The organism is Planobispora rosea (assembly GCF_014648175.1).
Taxonomy (GTDB): domain Bacteria; phylum Actinomycetota; class Actinomycetes; order Streptosporangiales; family Streptosporangiaceae; genus Planobispora; species Planobispora rosea.
The window spans coordinates 80,307-98,440 of the sequence record NZ_BMQP01000014.1 but is presented as its reverse complement, the minus strand read 5'-3'; the positions used below and the strand labels follow the sequence as shown (position 1 = coordinate 98,440).

Here is an 18,134-nt window from a genome sequence, read left to right as displayed (position 1 = left end):
GCGTATGAGCCGGTAATGAGAATTTGAAGACGGTGAAATTCTCATTACCGGCAGGTAACATCTGGTGCTCACCCCGCCGGCATCGAACCGCCGATGCCGCATACGCGTCATGAGGGGCATGAGACACCGGCTGTTCGTCGTTCTCCTGATCCTGGCCGCCGCCGTGGCCGTTCCCGGTACGGCCTGCGCGTGCAGCTGTGCGGAACTGACGCCGACCGAGCAGGTGGGGACGGCGACGGCCGCCTTCACCGGGACGGTGGTGAGCGCCCGCCGGGCCCCGGGCGGCTCGTCCGGCCCTCCGCCGCCGGTCGTCTACCGTTTCCGGGCCGACCAGGTCTACAAGGGAGCACCGGCCGCCGAGTTCGAGGTGGTGAGCAACGCCGACGGGGCCGCGTGCGGGTACGCCTTCACGATCGGCTCCCGCTACCTGGTACTGGCCTCGGACAAGGTGTCCAACCTGGTGGGAGGCGATCCCGGAGTCGCGTTGACGACCTCGCTGTGCGCCGGGAACCGGCCGGTCCTCCCCGGTGACCGGCCGCTCCGCCGAGAGGACGTGTCCGGCGACGACGAAGCGCTCTCCGGGGAACTTCTCTCCGCGCTCGGTACGGCCACACCACCGCCCGCCTCGCAGGACTCTCCGGTGGTCACGCCCGCCGCCTCTCCCGTGGCCGGTGCCCCCGGCGGCACCGGGACGGAGATCCCATGGGTCCCGATCGGCGTGACCGTGGGGATCGCCGCGGCCGTTCTCACCGGGTGGAGGCTTCTCGGGCGCCGACGGGCACGGGACGGCGGATGATTCTCGCAGCGCCGGTTAACTCGGGGTTCACCGTCCCTGTCTACGTTTGCCGTCTATGAGCTGGAAATATCGGGCCAACGCCACGCTCGGAGGGCTGACGGGGTACACGTTGACACGGGTGACGCGAACCCCCCGGCCGGCCCCGTCGCCTCCGTCGCCTCCGCCGGAGACGGTACGGCTCCCCGGTGACGTGGTGCGCCCGCCCGTCGACCCCGCGCACGACCGGTTGCTGCGCGAGCCGGTCTTCCTGCTGTCGTCCGTACGGTCCGGCTCCACTCTGCTGCGCGTCCTGCTGAACAGCCACTCACGGATCCACTCGCCCATCGAGACGCATTTCCGGCGGCTGACCGTCGGCCTGCCGACCGATCCGGTACGGCAGGCCATGGAACTGCTCGGCCACACCCACAGCGACATCGAGCACATCGTGTGGGACCGCATGCTCCACCGCGAGCTGGCCCGCAGCGGCAAGCCGATCCTGGTGGAGAAGACGCCGAGCAACGTGTTCGCCTGGCGGCGCATCTCGGCCTGCTGGCCGGACGCCCGCTTCATCTTCCTGCTCCGTCACCCGGTGTCGATCATGCAGTCGTGGCACGAGGGCGACCCGGAGAACCGCCCGCTGGAGGAGGCCGTACCGCGGACGCTGAGCTACATGACCTACCTGCAGGAGGCCCGCACCCATCTGGACGGTGTGACCGTCAGGTACGAGGCGCTGGTCGCCGACCCCGAGACCGAGCTGCGACGGCTCTGCGCGTTCCTCGGAGTCGAGTGGGAGCCCGAGATGCTGGAGTACGGGAACAAGGACCACGGCGGGTTCGTCAAGGGCATCGGCGACTGGCGGGAGAAGATCCGCAGCGGCACGGTCGTACGGGGCCGGCCGCTGCCCTCACCCGACGAGGTGCCCGAGGAGTTCAGGGAGATCTGCGCCCAGTGGCGTTACCTCTGAGGTGACCCGCGCCTCCGCCCGGTTCGGCGGGGGCGGTGTAGCGGTTCTCGATGAGCTCGCGCACCCGCCGCCTGGTCTCGGCGGCCGATCCGCCGCCTTCCCGCCCGGCCCCTCCGGATTTTCCGGCCTCCTGCTCGATCTCGGCGACCTCGGCGGCCAGCTCCTCGTCCTTGACGTTCTCCGCCAGCCAGCGTGAGTAGTCCCCCTGGCGCAGGTGATGCTCCCAGGTGCCGTCGTCGACCCCGTCGGCGATGTGGCAGAACGCCGTCAGGTTGCCCGCCCGCAGGTTCAGCGCCTCGTCCGGGCCGCGGAAGTAGAAGCTGTCCTCTTCCCCCAGCTCACCGGCCGCGTACTTGCGGAGGTGCCGCTGACGTTCGCCCTCCGGCGGTATCAGCCGGGCCCGGACCGGCTCGCCGGCCGGCCGCCACAGGAGGAACTCTCCCGTGGCCAGGTCGCCGGGCAGGTCCGAGCGGACTCCGTCCCGCCCGACGGCGGAGGCGAAGGTGGTCAGGACGTCGGCCGGGTCTTCCCCCACCGCGACGACCGCGTTCAGGGCCTGCAGGACCGGCTCGCTGACCAGGGACGGATGGACGGTGACCAGCAGCAGGCCGCCGACCTTGCCCAGCAGCTCCACCGACTCCGTCCCGAACCCCTGGGGCAGCATGTGGTGGGCCTCGTCGACGATCAGCCAGTGGGGATGGCCCTGCCGGGCGCGCACCGCCGACAGCCGCGGCAGGAACGCCTCGAAGAATCCCGGCCGGTCGTCCAGCGGCACGCCCAGCAGGCTGACCACGACGCTCTGCGCCGGTTTCTCGAGCACCTGGAGGATCTCCTCCTCGGTGGGCGCGCGCCGGGCGTCGCCCAGCACGATGGCGCCCCCGATCCCGTCGGTGTAGTCCCCCTCGGGGTCGATCAGGCAGAACTGGTAACCGGCCTTGGAGACGCGTTCCAGCAGGGCGGCCGCGGTCGTGGACTTGCCGCTGTTGGAGGGGCCGGCGATCATCAGTCGCGTGCCGTACGGCGCCAGCCGCACCCGTTCCCCGCCCTCCGCGGTGCCGAGCGGCAGGTGGCGGCGCCCGGGGTCGACGTCGGCGAGGTCGTCATCGAGGATCCGGTCGATGAGCTCGGTGACGCCGTCCCCGCCCGGCCGGTCGGTCACCACGTCGCAGCGCTCCTTGATCGCGGGTACGGCGTCGGCGACGGCCACCGGGCATTCGCAGGCGGACAGCAGAGCGTGGTCGTTCTCGGCGTCGCCGACGCCGACGGTGTTGTGCGGCGACAGGCCGAGCGCGTCGAGGGCGGCGGCCAGGCCGGTGGCCTTGTTCACGCCGGACGGCAGGACCGTCACCGCCCCCTTGTTGAAGATCACCTGAAGTTCGAGGCCGAGGTCGCGGATCGTGTCCAGGACGGTCCCGCCATGGGGTTCCCGGGTGGCGACGGCAACCTCGCCGACGCTGAGCGGTCGCGCACCGGCCCGCCGCAGGCGGTCGGCGAACTCCGCGGGCGGAGGCTCGGCCAGCACGGTGGCCTCCTGCCGGGCCGGGTCGTACAGGACGGCCCCGTTCTCGGCGACGATCCGTTCGAACAGGTCGAGCCGGTCGAAGACGGAGGTGAGCCCGTCCATGTCCCGGCCGGTCACCATGATCAGCCGCCGCCCCGACCGCACGAGGCGCTCAAGGGCGGCCACGGTGCTGTCGCCGACCCGGCCGTCCGTAGACAGTGTGCCGTCGTAGCCGCAGACCAGAGCGTGATAGCGCATACCGGATCGCTTACCCGCACGGCCGGGACCTCTCTTACGGGAAGGTGGATTCCTGGGGAACGCTTAACCCTCGCCCGCCGCTTCCGCGGAAGGCGGTAACGATCTCAGTGGACCCTTCTCAGCAGGACGCCTCCCGACAGGCAGGCGCTCAGGCTCAGGGCCGCGATGGTGACGGCGAGCGGCAGCAGGGTGTGCGTGCCGAAGGCGCCCGCGATCGGCCCGGTGAGCCCGCCGACGATCCACTGCACCAGGCCGAACAGGGCCGAGGCGCTCCCGGCGCGGAAGGTGGGCTGGCTGGACATGGCCAGGGTCAGGGCCATGGGGTAGATCATCCCCTGTCCCGAGGTCATCAGGAACAGGGCGGACGTCACCCAGGGCAGGCCGAGGCCGGCGAGGGCGGCCACGAGCAGCAGCACTCCGGCGGTACCCGACAGCGCGAGCCCGATCGCGAGCAGGCGGCGCATCGGGACGCGTCCGGCGAGCCGGCCGGCCAGCTGCCCGGTGATGATCATTCCGGCCGAGTTCACGCCGAACAGCAGGCTGAAGCCCTGCGGGGAGAGCCCGTATCCCTCCTGCAGCACGAAGGAGGCGCCGGAGATGTAGCCGAACATCGCACCGCTGGACAAGGCCGCGGTCAGGGTGAGGACGGCGAAGGTCCGGTGCCGGGCCACCGCGGCGAGTGATCGCAGAACCGCGCCGGGAGCGGTGCCGGTCCGCGGCGGCGCTCGTGTCCAGATCGCCGGCGAGCTGGGGGAGCGCGGGCAGGTAGAGGTCGATGGCGAGCGGGCCTATCGAGGTCACCGCGCCGAGCAGGAGGAACATCTTGGTCCGCCCGGTGCGGGACGCGCGGGGCGCCGCCGTCTCATCCGTTCCGGCCGGTCCCGCCGTCACCGTGGGATCAGCCGACAACGGTGAGACCGCTGAACAGCGGGGAGGCGAGCCCCGGGGCGACGACGCTGAGAACGGCGGACGCCCGGTCCTCGGTGAACGTGGTACGACTCTCGCCGCCCGCTGTCAGATCTTGCTCACTCACGAAGTGCCTTTCCGCGGCCACGCGGATCCCCTGGGGAAACGGGCGGGGGCACCCCCCAGGGCCCCGCCCGTGCTCATGGGACCGATCCCCGGCCGCCGGAGGTCGACGTGGCGGCGCGCGGTCAGAAGCTCGCTGCTCACATCCCCGAACTTGAGCCAAATTACCCTATAAATCAATAGGAAATACATGAAGCTTGCCTCCAGGTCAGGGCCTCCAGGTCGGGCCCGCCGCGGCTCAGGGGCCGGCCTGCTGGCGGGTCTGCTGGCGGGTCTCGCCGCCTCCTCCGTTCAACCGCAGGTCGGAGCGGTGCGAGCGGGATCGTGGATGGCGCAATCTTCCCGTTATTCCAGTATCCCTACTGGTTGAGTAGGGTTATGCCCGTCATCACGCCGGCGACGTCGGGAGGCGGGCATGGGGAAGACGGCGGCCGTATCCGCCGCGGGCGGGGCACGGCGGAGCAGGGCCGACCGGGCCAGGCAGGTGGCCGACCTGCTCCGCCGGGAGATCGTGCACGGCGGGTACGGCCGGGGCCGGCTGCCCCTGGAGGCGGCGCTCGCCCGCGAGTTCGGCGCCTCGCGCAACACCGTGCGTGAGGCGCTGGACCTGCTGCGCGGCGAGGGCCTCGTGGAGCGCTGCCCCGGGGTGGGCACCACGGTCGCCGCCGGGAAGTACCCGCACGGCCTGCACCGGCTGCTCGGGCTGGCCGAGACGCTCCACGAGCACGGCGAGGTGAGCAACGAGGTCCGCACCATGGGCCTCATCGAGCCGCCCGCCGCGGTCGGGCGCAGGCTCGGGGTGGCGACCGGGGAGCCGGTCGTCTACCTGGAACGGCTGCGCCGCCTGAACGGGCTGCCGCTCTCGCTCGACCTGACCTACCTCGTCCGGGACGTCGGGGAGCCGCTGTTCGACGCCGACCTGGAGCGCAACGACATCTTCGTGCTGCTGGAGCGGATCACCGGGCAGCCGCTCGGCACGGCGGAGCTCACCGTGGAGGCCGTCAGCGCCGACGCCCACACCGCCGCCGTGCTCGACGCCCCGCGCGGAGCCGCCCTCCTGATGATCGAGCGGCTCACCCACCTGGCCGACGGGCGCCCGGTCGACCTGGAGTTCGTCCGCTTCCGCGGCGACCGCCTGGCCATGCGCGGTCATCTGCGCCGCGACGTCGAGGACACCCGGGCCCCTGACGCCCCCGAGGCCCGCGAGGCCACCGAGGAGAACACATGCCCCTGATCACCCAGCGCGTCGAGGTCCCGGTGACCATCGACGAGGCCCTGTGCATCGACGGCTGCACGCTCTGCGTCGAAGCATGCCCGCTCGACTCGCTCGCCATCAGCGACGAGACCGGCAAGGCCTACATGTACGTCGACGAGTGCTGGTACTGCGGCCCCTGCGCCGCCCGCTGCCCCGTGGACGCGGTCACCATCAACATCCCCTACCTGCTGCGATGAAGGGTCCTGCGAAGATGAACCCCCTCCGTGCGGTGGTCGCGGCCGCCCTGCTGCTGGCCGTCGCGGGCTGCTCGGTCGCCGGTGCCGCGGGCGGTGACGGCGGCGCCGGGAAGACCCGGGTCGTCATCGGCTACCAGTCCAAGACGATCAACACCGTGACCGCGGGCACGCTGCTGCGCTCGCTGGGCTACCTGGAGAAGCGGCTCGGCGACGAGTACACCGTCGAGTGGCAGGACCACGACACCGGCGCGCCGATCACCGCGAAGATGGTGGCCGGGAAGGTCGACATCGGCTCGATGGGCGACTACCCGCTGCTGATCAACGCCTCCCGCACGCAGGGCGCCGAGGAGGCCCGCACCGAACTGGTCGCCGTCACCGGCTACAACCTGCGCGGCGCGCTCAACATGGTCGTCGTCGCGAAGGATTCCGAGGCCAGGACCCTCGCCGACCTCAAGGGGAAGAAGATCTCCGCCAGCGTCGGCTCCGCCGGGCACGGCACCCTGGTCCAGGCGCTGGAGAAGGCCGGGATCGACCCGGTGAACGGCGTCGAGACCGTCAACCAGCAGCCGCCGGTCGGCGCCTCCGCGCTGGAGGCCGGGACCGTCCAGGGCTACGCCCAGTTCGTCGCCTGGCCCGGCCTGCTGGTCTTCCAGGACAAGGCCCGGCTGCTCTACGACGGCGCCTCCCTGGACGTGCCGACCTTCCACGGCACCGTGGTGCGCGCGGCCTATGCCGCGGAGCACCCCGAGGTCGTCGACGCGTTCCTCAAGGCGCAGATCGACGCCACCCGCTACCTGCACGAGCACCCGCTGGAGGCGGCCGAGTCGGTCGCGAAGGAGACCGGGCTCCCGGCCGAGGTGGTCTACCTCTACAACGGCCCCGGCGGCATCTCCACCTTCGACGTCACCCTCAAGCCGCAGCTGCGGGCCGCCCACGAGCACGACGTGCCCTACCTCAAGCGCATCGGCGACGGCTTCTCCGGGGTGGACCTGTCCCGCTTCGTCAACGACTCCTACCTGCGCAAGGCGTACGGCCCGGCCTACGACGCCGACACCGCCTCCACCGTCAACCCCGCCGCGATCACCGGGGACGACCCCGTCTGCGGGATCCCGGTGAGGGACCCCGCCACCGCCTCCGAACTCTGGCTCGCCGGTGAGGAGACCACCCGTCCCGCGGCGACCCCCACTTGCCTGCTCCGCGGGATCGCGAAGGCGGAGGCGGACGGGGCGGCGGACGTCCGCGCCGCCTACGTGCCCGACGCCGCCACCGGCACCCGCTGGTTCGCCGACCGGGCGTTCTGGGTCGAGGATCCGGACGCGGAGGAGAACGCCCGCCTCCTGCCCTTCACCACCGAGGACGGGGCCGAGGCCTACCTCGACGCCCACCGCGGCGCCAGGACCGTCTCCTACGACGACGCCCTGAAGGCCGCCGCGAAGGACGGCGCGGAGAAGGACGGCGCGGAGAAGGACGGCGCGTGATGGCCGGCTCCCCGACGCTGGCCCCCTCCTCGCCGCCGGATACGGACGTGGCCGCGGACCCGGCCGGTCCCCGGGGGACGGCGGGCGGCCGGACCGCGCTCCGGTGGGGGATCCGGGCGGCCTCCCTGCTGGCCGCGGCCGGGTTCTGGCAGGTGCTCACCGCCGCCGACGCCCGCCTCTGGCTGCGCTTCGACCGCCTTCCCACACTCGGCGAGATCGCCGAGCGGTTCGGCGCGCAGCTGACGACCTCGCTCTACCATCTCGACCTGCTGCAGAGCCTGATCCGCATCCTCACCGGCTTCGGCCTCGCCGCGGTCGCCGGGATCACCACGGGCATCCTGGTCGCCCGCTCCCGGCGCGCCGGAGACGTGCTGCTGCCGCTGCTGGAGGCGGTCCGGCCGATCCCCGCCATCGCCCTGGTGCCGATCGCGATCCTGCTCTTCCCCACCGACGAGCAGGGCATCGTCTTCATCACCTTCACCGCGGCCTTCTTCCCGATCACGGTCAGCACGCGGCACGCCGTACGGGCTCTGCCGACGATCTGGGAGGAGGCGGTCAGGACCCTCGGCGGGACCCGCCGCCACGTGTTGTGGAACGTCGTCCTGCCCGGCATCCTGCCGGGCGTCTTCGGCGGGCTCTCGGTCGGCATGGGCGTGGCGTGGATCTGTGTGATCTCCGCCGAGATGATCTCCGGCGAGTTCGGGGTCGGCTACCGGACCTGGCACGCCTACACGGTCGTCGACTACCCGGGGGTGATCGTCGGAATGATCACCATCGGCGTCCTCGGCTGGCTGACCTCGGCCGCCATCGAACTGATCGGGCGGCGGGCCACCCGCTGGCTGCCCCGAGCGGAAGGGAGCGGGAGATGACGTCGGTCACGGAGAGCGCCGCCGGACGACCGGCGGGCGGTGTGACGGCGAACGGCGCCCGGCACGCGGGCGGTACGGGTCTCGCCTTCCGGCTGGAGCGGGCGGGTCTCGGCTACGGCCGGGACGCGGTGCTGCGGGACGTCGAGCTGGACGTCGCTCCCGGCGAGGTCCTGGTCGTCGTGGGCGCCTCCGGCTCCGGGAAGTCCACGCTGCTGCGCGCCCTGGCCGGGCTGCTCCCGCCCCGCGGGGGCCGGGTGCTCGCCGGAGGCGAGGAGGTCACCGGCCCCTCGGCGGACCGGGCGATGGTCTTCCAGGACGACGGGCTGCTGCCGTGGCGCTCGGTCCGGCGCAACGTCGAGCTGCCGCTGCGCATCCGGGGCGTGCCCCGGGGCGAGCGCGGGCGGGTCGCGCAGGAGTGGATCGAGAAGGTCGGGCTGGGCGGGTTCGCCGGGCACCTGCCCCGTGAACTGTCCGGCGGCATGCGCCAGCGGGTGCAGCTGGCCCGTGCCCTGGTCGGAGCGCCGCGCGCGGTGCTGATGGACGAGCCGTTCGGAGCGCTGGACGCGCAGACCCGCGCCGGGATGCAGCGCCTGCTGCTGGACGTGCTGCGTGACACCGCCGCGACGGTCGTGTTCGTCACCCACGACGTGGACGAGGCGCTGCTGCTGGCCGACCGCGTGGCGGTGCTGGGCCGTACCGGAGAGCCGGGCCGGACCGGGGTGCGGGCCGTCCTGGACGTACCCGCCGGGGAGGCCGCCCGTACGAATCTGCGTGAACGCATCATCGAGGAGCTGTGATGGAGATCCCCCCGATCGAGGACCGCCTCGAACTGGAGTGCGAGGTGCTCGTCGTCGGCGGCGGGACCGCCGGCACGATGGCCGCGATCACCGCGGCCGAGCGCGGCGCCCGGGTGCTGCTGCTGGAGAAGGCCCACGTACGGCACAGCGGAGCCCTGGCCATGGGCATGGACGGGGTCAACAACGCCGTGATCCCCGGCAAGGCCGTCCCCGAGGACTACGTCGCCGAGATCACCCGGGCCAACGACGGGATCGTCAACCAGAAGACCGTCTACCAGACCGCCACCCGCGGCCACGACATGGTCCGCAGGCTCGAAGGCTACGGCGTGAAGTTCGAGAAGGACGAGTACGGCGAGTATGCCGTCCGCCGCGTGCACCGCTCCGGCAGCTACGTGCTGCCCATGCCCGAGGGCAAGGACGTCAAGAAGGTCCTCTACCGGGTGCTGCGCCGCCGCGACATCCGCGACAGGGTCCGGATCGAGAACCGGGTCATGCCGGTCCGGGTCCTGACCGAGGGCGGCCGGGCGGTGGGCGCGGCCGGGTTCGACACGCGCAGCGGGCGGTTCGTCACCGTGCGGGCCGGGGCGGTCATCCTGGCCACCGGCGCCTGCGGGCGGCTCGGCCTGCCGGCCAGCGGCTACCTCTACGGGACCTACGAGAACCCGGCCAACGCCGGGGACGGCTACGCCATGGCCTACCACGCCGGTGCCGAGCTCAGCGGCATCGAGTGCTTCCAGATCAACCCGCTGATCAAGGACTACAACGGCCCTGCCTGCGCCTACGTCGCCAACCCGTTCGGCGGCTACCAGGTCAACAACCGGGGGGAGCGGTTCGTCGACTCCGACTACTGGTCGGGCCAGATGATGGCAGAGGTCGCCGCCGAGATCGCCTCCGCCCGCGGCCCGATCTATCTCAAGCTCTCCCACCTGCCCGACGAGACGGTCACCGCGGTGGAGAACATCCTGCACTCCACCGAGCGGCCCACCCGGGGCACCTTCCACGCCGGACGCGGCCACGACTACCGCACCCACGACGTGGAGATGCACATCTCCGAGATCGGCCTGTGCGGAGGCCACTCGGCCTCGGGCGTGTGGGTGGACGAGAACGGCGCCACGACCGTCCCCGGCCTGTACGCGGCCGGCGACCTGGCCTGCGTGCCGCACAACTACATGATCGGGGCGTTCGTCTTCGGCGACCTCGCCGGAGCCCACGCCGCCGCCTGCCACGCCGTCCCGCAGACGCTCCCCGAGGACCAGGTCACCGCGGCCCACGAGCTCGTCTACCGCCCGCTGCGCAACCCCGACGGGCCGCCGCAGCCGCAGGTCGAGTACAAGCTGCGCCGCTTCGTCAACGACTACGTCGCCCCGCCCAAGACCGGCGCCAAGCTGGAGATCGCACTGGAGTCCTTCGAGCGCATGCGTGAGGAGATCGCCTCGATGGGCGCGCGCACCCCGCACGAGCTGATGCGCTGCGCGGAGGTGGACTTCATCCGCGACTGCGCGGAGATGGCCGCCCGTTCCTCGCTGGTTCGGACCGAGAGCCGCTGGGGCCTCTACCACGAGCGGGCCGACCTGCCCGCCCGGGACGACGCCTCCTGGCTGTTCCACCTGAACCTGCGCAGGCGGCCCGACGGCGCGATGGAGTTCCTCAAGCGCCCCGTCGAGCCGTACCTGGTGCCCGTCGAGGAGTTCCAGCCGGTCCGGGCGGAACCTGTACTCGTCGGTGCCCACACCAGCGCCGCGGTGCGCCGGACCGAGACGGCCCGCACCGGCCGGGCCACCGTCGGGCGCTCCCCCCGGATCCTGGAGCTGCACCGCCTCACCGAGGAGCAGCCGTCCCTGGACCGGTTCGCTCCCTACCTCGCCGACCCCGACCCCAAGGTGCGCCGGGCGGCGATCGCGGCGCTCACCGAGAGCGCCCCGGAGGGCGCGGGCGGGGCGCTGGCCGCCGCGCTCGCCGACGACCACGGCACGGTACGGCGCGCCGCGGCGAGCGGCCTGCGCGAGCTGGTCGAGGTGCTGCCCGCCACCCCCGCACTCGGCGCGGACCTCGCCGCGCGGGCGGACAGCCCCGACGCCGCGGTCCGGAGCACCGTCCTGGACGTACTGCGGGCGCTGCGCCTGGGGACGCCGGAGACCTTCGCCACGGGCGTGCGGGACGCCGACCACCGGGTGCGCATCGAGGCGATCCGGGGCCTGGTCTCCCTGGACGAGAGCGATCTGGTGGCGGCCGCGGCAGGTGACGCCTCCCGTGAGGTCCGCGTCCGGGTCGCCACGGGCCTGGGCACGATCGGCAAACCCTCCGCGGCGCTGGCGGAGCTCGCCGACGACCCCGATCCGCTCGTCCGGGCCGCCGCCCTGGAGTCCTCCGGCGCCACCGGATCGCCCCTGCTCGCCCGGGCAGTGCGGGCACTGGAGGACCCCGCGTGGCAGGTGCGGACCGGCGCGGCCCGGTGCCTCGGGGCGGGCGATCCGGCGGACGCGGCCGGACCGCTCATCACTGCGCTGGGAGACGGCAACCTCGACGTGCGCAAGGCGGCCGTGCTCGCGCTGGGCCCGTGGGCGACCCGGCCGGAGGTCGCCGCCGCACTGCGCGGCGCCCTGTCCGACGCCGACGCCGACGTCCGCGCCTACGCCCGCCGGTTCCTGCCCGGCTGAGAGTCGGCGCCGCCGGGGGTCGGTTCGGGCGCGGACAACTCACCGGACAGGCATGCGGTACCGCGATCGGCTCGTACGGGATCCCAGCCCCGGCTGAGCCGCTCCCGTGAGTTCATCCTCACCGTCATCGCCGCCCCGACACCTTCTCCGTGGTCGATCCGGTTCGGCTCCTCCCCGCAGGACCGCCCATCGCGCGCGCCTGCGGAGCAGGTCGCGGCGGAGCGGCCGGAGTCCAGACCCGGTCCGCGCGAAGACGGGCACGGCTGTCGGCGCGGATGAGCCGGCCGTCTCCCCAGCTCCAATCGGTGTCGGCGGCTTCGAGCCGCACACCGGTCAGATCGCCCCCGAACCAGGTGCCGTTGCTGGCGGTGAGCTGGTCGAGGGCGGCGGTTATCGCCTGTGCCGATGCGACCGCGGGCCGGTCGAGCGCGATCGTCACGTCCAGGGAGTGGATGACGGCATGGTTGAGCGCACCGGCCGCACCGGCCGCACCGCCGCCCGGCGGCTGCCAGCCGTGCAGTCTCGGTGATCGGAGCTGGTCGAGCAGGTCGGCGACGGGCAGTGAAGCGTCCCGCGCGGCCACGGTGTCGGAAAGCATGGTGAAGTCGCCGCCGGCCGCCGCCATCTCGGCGCCGAACCGCTCGGCGGTCAGCCGCACCGGCATCGTCACGTGTGCGATCACATGGCGCACCAGCCGTTTTTCGCACAGGGAGGGGGCGTTCCAGGTGTCGGCGGCCGTGGCGGTGAGGAGGTCGGCGAGCCCCGTGTAGGTGTGCGCCACCCAGTGCTGAGGGTCGGTCACGATCGGTCTCCCCGCATCAGGTGGCTCAGGTGCTGCTCGAACTTGTCGAGGGAGGTGAGGAAGCCGACGCGGGCCTGGGGCGTGCGCATCGGCTCGGGCACGTTCCGCTGACGGATGACGACTGCGGTCGTGCCGTCGCCGAGGTCGTCAGCGTGCTGATGGTGTGCATCCCGGTCGTCGGCTCCACCCAGGCCAGTCGCTCGGGCGGGACGACCTCGGTGAAGGTGGCGACCATCCGATGGCTGCCCTGCTCGCCGAGCATCAGGGTCTCGAAGCGGCCACCGAGACGGAGTTCGACGACGATGCCGTCGATCGGCGCGGCCATGCCGCTCGGGCCTCAGAAATGCGCAAGTTCGGCGGGCTCGGTCAGACACCGCCACACCAGCTCGCGCGGTGCGCGCAAGACCCGCCGGTAGATGAGTTCGTCGCCGTTCACTGCTTCTCACCCTCCTGAAGGCGGGCGAGATGCGTCTCCAGCCGGTCCATTCGCTCTGACCAGACGCGCCGGCTCTCCTCGATCCATGACAGCGCGGCATCGAGCGCCGCGGGTTCGAGTCGACATGGCCGGGTTTGCCGGTGCCGTCTCTGGCTGATCAGACCGCACCGCTCGAGCACCCGGATGTGTTGTGAAACGGCCTGCAGGCTCATGGCGTACGGCTCGGCCAGCTCCTTGACCGTCGCCTCGCCCCTGCTCAGCCGGGCCACGATGTCTCGTCTGGTGCGGTCGCTGAGCGCTGTGAACAGAGCATCGAGCTGCTGATCCGCAAGGGTGCTTCCCATGCGACTTATTCAAGCATTCGCTTTATCAAGCGTCGACTAGAGGAATTGCATACCCCCTGCGGCTGTGGCTGCGACGGCTCACCGTCACACGGCAACGCTGGCTCATGCCGAGGGCAGCGCACGCTGACTCGTGGCGGCTCGTCACCATGGGGGGCGAGAAGCTTGGTCATCGGCAGGCGGTAGCCGGCGCAACAGAGGTGGTGCCGGAAGTCACGGGTGATGGGATCGACAAGACCTCGCCAGTGCCCGAAATCGGCAGCATCCGGCACCGTAACCGACGAACGAAGCCATGGCGGATCTGCCGGACTTCCGGAAGCCCCGGACCGGGAGGCGGCGAGCATTGAGGACGCTTGCCTAGCCCCACGGGCTCGGCGGTACCAACGTCAAGCTCTGTGCGGTCCAGTTGGCATCGGAGCGGTGATCGTTACTTTGCGTCTTTACGCGAAAGCGCATCGCAACAGTGACGCCACTCATAGCATCGATGCTATGAGTTGGGGTACTGTCGAGCTGGAGCCAGAAGTTCGCGCGTGGCTTGAGGACCTGCCTGCGACGTTGTTCGCACGCGTGGTCTTCTACGTCGATCTGCTCGCGGCGGAAGGGCCCCTGTTAGGGAAGCCCTACACCAAGCAGCTCGACGGCAAGCTCCGCGAACTCCGGTTCCACCTCGACGAGCTCGCCATGCGCATCACCTATTGGATCGCGCCCGGTCGCCGGATCGTGCTGCTGACTGTGTTCTCCAAGACGCGGGCACGCGACGATCGGGAGATCAAGCGGGCTCGGCGGGCCATGCGCCGCTGCATCGCGCTGGCGCACACCGTCGACGAGGAAGAAGAGGCGGTATGAGCGAACAGGAAACCTGGCGGGAACTGCGGGACCGGCGCATGGCCGAACCGGGTGCGGCCGAGGCCTACGAGGCCGCGCGCATCGCCTACGAGCTGGGCAAGGCGGTCCGGGCCATGCGGGAGGGACGCGGCTGGAGCCAGAACGACCTGGCCCGGGAGGCCGGCATGACCCAGTCGGCGGTGGCGCGCTTCGAAGCCGGCGGCACCATCCCCACCCTGCCGGTACTGGAACGCCTGGCCCGCGCCCTGGACGCGGACCTCGAGGTCCGCCTGACGCCGCGAGCTCCGGCCGCCTGACAAGCGCCTGGCGCCCTTCGCGAGAGCGCGGCTTCTTCATGCCGAATTCACCGGCCGCTCCCGCCTGGGCACGCCGACATCACGCCATGCAGTCCATCCCCCCATGGGGGAGGGCGAGCGTCTCCCCATGGGGAAGGGCGACCGTCCCCCCTCGCGCCGTGGCAGATTTGCCGTGCGGCTTGTGGCGGATCTGCCGGACTTCCGGAAACCCCGGACCGGGAGGCGGCGAGCATTGAGGACGCTTGCCTAGCCCCACGGGCTCGGCGGCACCAGTCTTGCGGGGCCCATTGGTGGGTGCGTGTGGTGGTGCGCGGAGGACACCCCGGAGGGGATCGCTCATGAGCGGAGTGACGGTCGTGACGTCGCCGGCGGGTGGGACGGTCAGTCGGCGATGCGGAGGACGGCGGCGCCGGTGACGCGGTCGGCGGCCAGGTCTTTCAGGGCCCGGTCGGCCCGGTCGAAGTCGTAGGGGGTGGTGGCGACGCGCAGCGGGTGGCGGGCGGCGTGTTCCAGCAGGGCGTGGCCGTCGGCGCGGGTGTTGGCGGTGACGCTGCGCAGGGTGCGTTCCTGGAACAGGTGGTCCCGGTAGACCAGGGACGGGACGTCGGTGAGGTGGATCCCGGCCACGGCCAGGGTGCCGCCCCGTTCCAGGGCCGCCAGCGCCACCGGGACCAGGTCGCCGACCGGGGCGAACAGGATGGCGGCGTCCAGCGGCTCGGGGGGAGCGTCGTAGGCGTCGCCCGCAGAGGCGGCGCCCAGTTCCAGGGCGAGTTCGCGGGCGGACCCGGAGCGGGTCAGCACGTGCAGCGTGGCGCCCTGGGCGAGGGCGACCTGGGCGGTGAGGTGGGCCGAGGCGCCGAAGCCGTAGACGCCCAGGCGCCCGCCGGGCGGCAGGTCGGAGCGGAGCAGCGCCCGGTAGCCGATGATGCCCGCGCACAGCAGCGGGGCCAGCTTCTCGGCGGGCTGGTCCGCGGGCAGCGGATAGGCGAAGTCCTGCGGCACGGTCAGATACTCGGCGTAACCGCCGTCGGCGTCCCAGCCGGTGTAGCGCGAGTCCGGGCAGAGGTTCTCGGAGCCCCGGGCGCAGTAGCGGCACGTGCCGCAGGCGGCGCGGAGCCAGGCCACGCCCACCCGCGCCCCAACGGCGAACCGGCCGGCTCCGGCGCCGCGGGCCGCGACGTGCCCGACCACCTCGTGCCCGGGCACCGTACCGGGCCGTCGCGGGGCCAGGTCGCCCTCGGCCAGGTGCAGGTCGGTGCGGCAGACGGCGCACACCTCGACCCGGACGAGCACCTCGTCGGGGGCGGGCTCGGGCACGGGAAGCCGTACTCGCTCCAGCGGGCGGGTGGCCACCGGGCCGGGCCGGCGGACCATCCAGGCGGTCATCGTCTCCGTCACCTTCCCATCGTCACATACGCGGAAAACCCGGCACGGCACGTCTTCTCTCCTCCGGACTGATCGCCGCAGCCTCGGCGCCGCGCCGCAAGAGGGCCGAGCGGATGGTCAGACGGGCGGGCGGACCCGGCGGCGGCGGATGGCGTCATCATGGTCGAAGTGGGCCAGAACGGCCGCCAGCACCGCGCGGGTCTCGGCGATCCGGTCTGCGCCGAACCGCTCGGCGAGCTCGGCGTCCAGCACGGCACGGTGGGCGCGGGCCGCCTCGACGGAGGCGGTGGCGTGCGGTGTCAGGCCCAGCAGGCGGGTGCGGGCGTCGCCGGGGGCGGGCTCGCGGGTGAGCAGGCCGCGGCGCTCCATGTCGGCGGCGGTCTTGGAGGCCGCCTGTTGAGTGACGCCCATGCGCTCGGCCAGGGCGGTGATGGACAGCGGTCCCCGCAGGAGGTGCTGGATGACCACACCGTCGTTGAAGCGCAGGTCGCCGAAGCCGTCGTCCGTCAAACGGCGTCGCACCTCCTCCGTCATGGCCCAGCCGGCGAACAGGGCCACCAGAGACAGGTCGAGGGTCTCCGCGCTAGGATTCACAACCATGGTTGTGAATCCTAGCGCTCCGTCCGCCGACCTTCCGCCCGCCGGGCTGCTCGACGAGTTCGTGAGGATCGCCCACCGCATCGTGTGGTGCACCCTCGCCACCGTGGACAGCCGCGGCCGGCCGCGCTCGCGGGTGGTGCACCCGTACTGGGAGCGGACCGGCGACGGCGTCACCGGATGGGTGTTCACCCGGCCCACTCCGCTCAAGGTGGCGCACCTGTCGCGCCGTCCGTACGTGTCGTGCTCGTACTGGGACCCGGCCCACGAGGTGGCGGTGGCCGAGTGCGACGCGGCCTTCGCCGACGACGAGGCGACGAGGAGGAAGGTGTGGGATCTGTTCGCGGACGCCGACGAGCCGCTCGGTTACGATCCGCGCATCCTGGGCGGTGAGGACCACCGGGACGAACGCATCACCGTACTCAAAATGACACCCTGGCGGCTCAGCACGCTCAAGGCGGCGTGGCAGCGTCCCGCGTGACCGGCGGTCCGCGGCGTGGGTCCGGGCCCCACGGCTGCGCGGACCCGGGTCAGAGAGCCGCGGCGGCCGCGGGGCCGCCGCTGTAGACGACCTTCGGCGGCTTCCCGCCGAACAGCTGGCTGACCGTGACGAACCGGTAGCCGCGCGCGGAGAGGGCCTCCAGCACCTGCGGGATCGCCTTCACCGTCGTCGGGTGGATGTCGTGGAACAGGATGACGCCCCCGGGGCCCACGCTCTTGGCCTTGCGCACCACGCGGGCGCTGTCACGGTAGCGCCAGTCCTCCGTGTCCACGCTCCACAGGACGACGGGGAGCGGTGAGTTCCTCCGGACGGTGTCGTTGAAGGCCCCGTACGGCGGCCGCATGACCTTGGGCGCGGTGCCCGTCGCGGCCTTGATGGCCTGGCTGGTGCGGTTCAGGTCGGCTCGGAGGCCGGCGGCCGACAGCGTGGTCAGGTTGCGGTGGGACCAGCTGTGGTTGCCGATCTCGTGTCCCGCCTTCGCGGTCCGCCGGACGACGCCGGGATTGGCGGCGACGTTCTGCCCCACCACGAAGAAGGTGGCGCGGGCGCGGTAGGCCGCAAGGTGGCTCAGCACCTCGTCGGTGTACTCTCCGGGGCCGTCATCGAAGGTGAGCGCCACGCACTTGACCTTGCGGCAGTCGACGGACGTGTCGGCGGTGTGCTCACCGGCGGCCCGTACGGCGGCGGCGAGCAGCACGGTCTGGATCGTGGGCGTCTCGGTTCCGGCGGAACCGGTTCTCCCGCCGGCGTCACCCCCGACGGCGTCGCCGGCGCCGGTGCCGGTGCCGCATGCCGCGACCGCCGCAAGACCCGCCGAGGCGAGCGTCACGGCCGCCCCCCGCCTCGCCTTCGCCCCCACGGACCGGCGCGACCTCGCAGTGCTCGTCATCAAACTCTCCCCATTCACCATGTCCGGTGGGCTCAGCCCCTGTGGACCGTTCCAGAGGACTTTCAGTGGACCGCTCCAGGGATTTCGACACTCACGGCGCACATGTGGTTCGGAGGAGTTCGGATTTCGGATGAAATTTCTCGTCCGCGCCTGCACAGCACACGGCCCGCGTCCCCTTCTGGGGGGATGCGGGCCGATGTGTGCGGCGGGGTGCGGGGGAGGCCGCGGGCCGGGGCGCGGGCCCGTGCGGCCTTCCGGG

At 72.1% G+C, this 18,134-nt stretch carries 20 protein-coding genes; 12 read left to right on the top strand and 8 right to left on the bottom strand.

What is annotated here, in order from left to right; all coding sequences use genetic code 11:
- Positions 1-118 precede the first annotated feature (118 nt).
- Positions 119-796, top strand: a complete 678-nt coding sequence (locus tag IEZ08_RS16230) for a hypothetical protein (protein ID WP_189242408.1) — start codon at positions 119-121, stop codon at positions 794-796.
- Between the two features lie 55 nt (positions 797-851).
- A complete protein-coding gene (locus IEZ08_RS16225; RefSeq protein ID WP_189242407.1) occupies positions 852-1,739 on the top strand; it encodes a sulfotransferase family protein in 888 nt (295 codons plus the stop codon).
- Here IEZ08_RS16225 and IEZ08_RS16220 read toward each other — a convergent pair.
- From IEZ08_RS16220 to IEZ08_RS40270, 3 genes are all read right to left on the bottom strand, one after another.
- Positions 1,705-3,498, bottom strand: a complete 1,794-nt coding sequence (locus IEZ08_RS16220) for an HAD family hydrolase (protein WP_189242406.1) — start codon at positions 3,496-3,498, stop codon at positions 1,705-1,707. The two genes, IEZ08_RS16225 and IEZ08_RS16220, sit on opposite strands and share 35 nt — an antisense overlap.
- A gap of 104 nt (positions 3,499-3,602) precedes the next feature.
- Positions 3,603-4,235 (bottom strand): MFS transporter, encoded by a 633-nt coding sequence (locus tag IEZ08_RS16215; protein ID WP_084780044.1) that lies wholly within the window; start codon positions 4,233-4,235, stop codon positions 3,603-3,605.
- 161 nt (positions 4,236-4,396) lie between these two features.
- Positions 4,397-4,531 (bottom strand): hypothetical protein, encoded by a 135-nt coding sequence (locus IEZ08_RS40270; RefSeq protein WP_268249336.1) that lies wholly within the window; start codon positions 4,529-4,531, stop codon positions 4,397-4,399.
- A gap of 411 nt (positions 4,532-4,942) precedes the next feature.
- On the opposite strand from IEZ08_RS40270, the gene IEZ08_RS16210 reads away from it, so the two are divergent.
- From IEZ08_RS16210 to IEZ08_RS16185, 6 genes are read left to right on the top strand one after another with little or no spacing between them, the layout of a single operon-like run.
- Positions 4,943-5,761: a GntR family transcriptional regulator gene (locus IEZ08_RS16210; protein ID WP_084780045.1), complete on the top strand. Its 819-nt coding sequence runs from the start codon at positions 4,943-4,945 to the stop codon at positions 5,759-5,761.
- Complete coding sequence (locus tag IEZ08_RS16205; protein ID WP_068923275.1) at positions 5,752-5,979, top strand: 4Fe-4S dicluster domain-containing protein; 228 nt, start codon at positions 5,752-5,754, stop codon at positions 5,977-5,979. Before IEZ08_RS16210 ends, IEZ08_RS16205 begins: the two co-directional genes overlap by 10 nt.
- Positions 5,980-5,993: 14 nt before the next feature.
- The gene (locus tag IEZ08_RS16200; protein WP_203863409.1) at positions 5,994-7,457 is read left to right on the top strand and encodes an ABC transporter substrate-binding protein; all 1,464 of its coding nucleotides are present in this window, start codon (positions 5,994-5,996) and stop codon (positions 7,455-7,457) included.
- Positions 7,457-8,326 (top strand): ABC transporter permease, encoded by an 870-nt coding sequence (locus IEZ08_RS16195; protein WP_084780046.1) that lies wholly within the window; start codon positions 7,457-7,459, stop codon positions 8,324-8,326. Before IEZ08_RS16200 ends, IEZ08_RS16195 begins: the two co-directional genes overlap by 1 nt.
- On the top strand, positions 8,323-9,123 hold the full coding sequence (locus IEZ08_RS16190; RefSeq protein WP_084780047.1) for an ABC transporter ATP-binding protein: 801 nt from the start codon (positions 8,323-8,325) through the stop codon (positions 9,121-9,123). Before IEZ08_RS16195 ends, IEZ08_RS16190 begins: the two co-directional genes overlap by 4 nt.
- Entirely contained in the window at positions 9,123-11,780 is a 2,658-nt protein-coding gene (locus IEZ08_RS16185) for a fumarate reductase/succinate dehydrogenase flavoprotein subunit (protein ID WP_068923277.1), read from the top strand. Before IEZ08_RS16190 ends, IEZ08_RS16185 begins: the two co-directional genes overlap by 1 nt.
- A gap of 124 nt (positions 11,781-11,904) precedes the next feature.
- Here IEZ08_RS16185 and IEZ08_RS16180 read toward each other — a convergent pair whose 3' ends face one another.
- Positions 11,905-12,582 (bottom strand): maleylpyruvate isomerase N-terminal domain-containing protein, encoded by a 678-nt coding sequence (locus tag IEZ08_RS16180; protein WP_084780048.1) that lies wholly within the window; start codon positions 12,580-12,582, stop codon positions 11,905-11,907.
- A gap of 238 nt (positions 12,583-12,820) precedes the next feature.
- Here IEZ08_RS16180 and IEZ08_RS16175 point away from each other — a divergent pair, with 238 nt between their 5' ends.
- Positions 12,821-13,036: a hypothetical protein gene (locus tag IEZ08_RS16175; RefSeq protein WP_189242404.1), complete on the top strand. Its 216-nt coding sequence runs from the start codon at positions 12,821-12,823 to the stop codon at positions 13,034-13,036.
- Here IEZ08_RS16175 and IEZ08_RS16170 read toward each other — a convergent pair.
- A complete protein-coding gene (locus IEZ08_RS16170; protein ID WP_068923278.1) occupies positions 13,015-13,362 on the bottom strand; it encodes an ArsR/SmtB family transcription factor in 348 nt (115 codons plus the stop codon). The genes IEZ08_RS16175 and IEZ08_RS16170 overlap by 22 nt on opposite strands.
- 486 nt (positions 13,363-13,848) lie before the next feature.
- Here IEZ08_RS16170 and IEZ08_RS16165 point away from each other — a divergent pair, with 486 nt between their 5' ends.
- Together IEZ08_RS16165 and IEZ08_RS16160 are read left to right on the top strand one after the other, a co-directional pair.
- Positions 13,849-14,205, top strand: a complete 357-nt coding sequence (locus tag IEZ08_RS16165) for a type II toxin-antitoxin system RelE/ParE family toxin (protein WP_068923279.1) — start codon at positions 13,849-13,851, stop codon at positions 14,203-14,205.
- The gene (locus tag IEZ08_RS16160; protein WP_068923280.1) at positions 14,202-14,501 is read left to right on the top strand and encodes a helix-turn-helix domain-containing protein; all 300 of its coding nucleotides are present in this window, start codon (positions 14,202-14,204) and stop codon (positions 14,499-14,501) included. Before IEZ08_RS16165 ends, IEZ08_RS16160 begins: the two co-directional genes overlap by 4 nt.
- A gap of 381 nt (positions 14,502-14,882) precedes the next feature.
- Here the strand turns inward: IEZ08_RS16160 and IEZ08_RS16155 are convergent, their stop codons facing one another.
- Complete coding sequence (locus tag IEZ08_RS16155) at positions 14,883-15,899, bottom strand: zinc-binding alcohol dehydrogenase family protein (protein ID WP_373294354.1); 1,017 nt, start codon at positions 15,897-15,899, stop codon at positions 14,883-14,885.
- Between the two features lie 105 nt (positions 15,900-16,004).
- Positions 16,005-16,487 (bottom strand): MarR family winged helix-turn-helix transcriptional regulator, encoded by a 483-nt coding sequence (locus IEZ08_RS16150; RefSeq protein WP_189242403.1) that lies wholly within the window; start codon positions 16,485-16,487, stop codon positions 16,005-16,007.
- On the opposite strand from IEZ08_RS16150, the gene IEZ08_RS16145 reads away from it, so the two are divergent.
- Positions 16,486-16,965 (top strand): pyridoxamine 5'-phosphate oxidase family protein, encoded by a 480-nt coding sequence (locus tag IEZ08_RS16145; protein ID WP_068923282.1) that lies wholly within the window; start codon positions 16,486-16,488, stop codon positions 16,963-16,965. The genes IEZ08_RS16150 and IEZ08_RS16145 overlap by 2 nt on opposite strands.
- Before the next feature lie 49 nt (positions 16,966-17,014).
- Here IEZ08_RS16145 and IEZ08_RS16140 read toward each other — a convergent pair whose 3' ends face one another.
- The gene (locus IEZ08_RS16140; RefSeq protein ID WP_189242402.1) at positions 17,015-17,875 is read right to left on the bottom strand and encodes a polysaccharide deacetylase family protein; all 861 of its coding nucleotides are present in this window, start codon (positions 17,873-17,875) and stop codon (positions 17,015-17,017) included.
- Positions 17,876-18,134 lie beyond the last annotated feature (259 nt).

Excerpts from the sequence above, each read along its gene's own strand:
- IEZ08_RS16225 (WP_189242407.1), top strand. The coding sequence starts at position 852 with ATGAGCTGGAAATATCGGGCCAACGCCACGCTCGGAGGGCTGACGGGG.
- IEZ08_RS16165 (WP_068923279.1), top strand. The coding sequence starts at position 13,849 with ATGAGTTGGGGTACTGTCGAGCTGGAGCCAGAAGTTCGCGCGTGGCTT.
- IEZ08_RS16160 (WP_068923280.1), top strand. The coding sequence starts at position 14,202 with ATGAGCGAACAGGAAACCTGGCGGGAACTGCGGGACCGGCGCATGGCC.
- IEZ08_RS16230 (WP_189242408.1), top strand. The coding sequence starts at position 119 with ATGAGACACCGGCTGTTCGTCGTTCTCCTGATCCTGGCCGCCGCCGTG.
- IEZ08_RS16145 (WP_068923282.1), top strand. The coding sequence starts at position 16,486 with ATGGTTGTGAATCCTAGCGCTCCGTCCGCCGACCTTCCGCCCGCCGGG.
- IEZ08_RS16195 (WP_084780046.1), top strand. The coding sequence starts at position 7,457 with ATGGCCGGCTCCCCGACGCTGGCCCCCTCCTCGCCGCCGGATACGGAC.
- IEZ08_RS16220 (WP_189242406.1), bottom strand. The coding sequence starts at position 3,498 with ATGCGCTATCACGCTCTGGTCTGCGGCTACGACGGCACACTGTCTACG.
- IEZ08_RS16170 (WP_068923278.1), bottom strand. The coding sequence starts at position 13,362 with ATGGGAAGCACCCTTGCGGATCAGCAGCTCGATGCTCTGTTCACAGCG.
- IEZ08_RS16175 (WP_189242404.1), top strand. The coding sequence starts at position 12,821 with ATGGCTGCCCTGCTCGCCGAGCATCAGGGTCTCGAAGCGGCCACCGAG.
- IEZ08_RS16205 (WP_068923275.1), top strand. The coding sequence starts at position 5,752 with ATGCCCCTGATCACCCAGCGCGTCGAGGTCCCGGTGACCATCGACGAG.
- IEZ08_RS16200 (WP_203863409.1), top strand. The coding sequence starts at position 5,994 with ATGAACCCCCTCCGTGCGGTGGTCGCGGCCGCCCTGCTGCTGGCCGTC.
- IEZ08_RS16210 (WP_084780045.1), top strand. The coding sequence starts at position 4,943 with ATGGGGAAGACGGCGGCCGTATCCGCCGCGGGCGGGGCACGGCGGAGC.
- IEZ08_RS16140 (WP_189242402.1), bottom strand. The coding sequence starts at position 17,875 with ATGACGAGCACTGCGAGGTCGCGCCGGTCCGTGGGGGCGAAGGCGAGG.
- IEZ08_RS16185 (WP_068923277.1), top strand. The coding sequence starts at position 9,123 with ATGGAGATCCCCCCGATCGAGGACCGCCTCGAACTGGAGTGCGAGGTG.
- IEZ08_RS16150 (WP_189242403.1), bottom strand. The coding sequence starts at position 16,487 with ATGGTTGTGAATCCTAGCGCGGAGACCCTCGACCTGTCTCTGGTGGCC.
- IEZ08_RS16190 (WP_084780047.1), top strand. The coding sequence starts at position 8,323 with ATGACGTCGGTCACGGAGAGCGCCGCCGGACGACCGGCGGGCGGTGTG.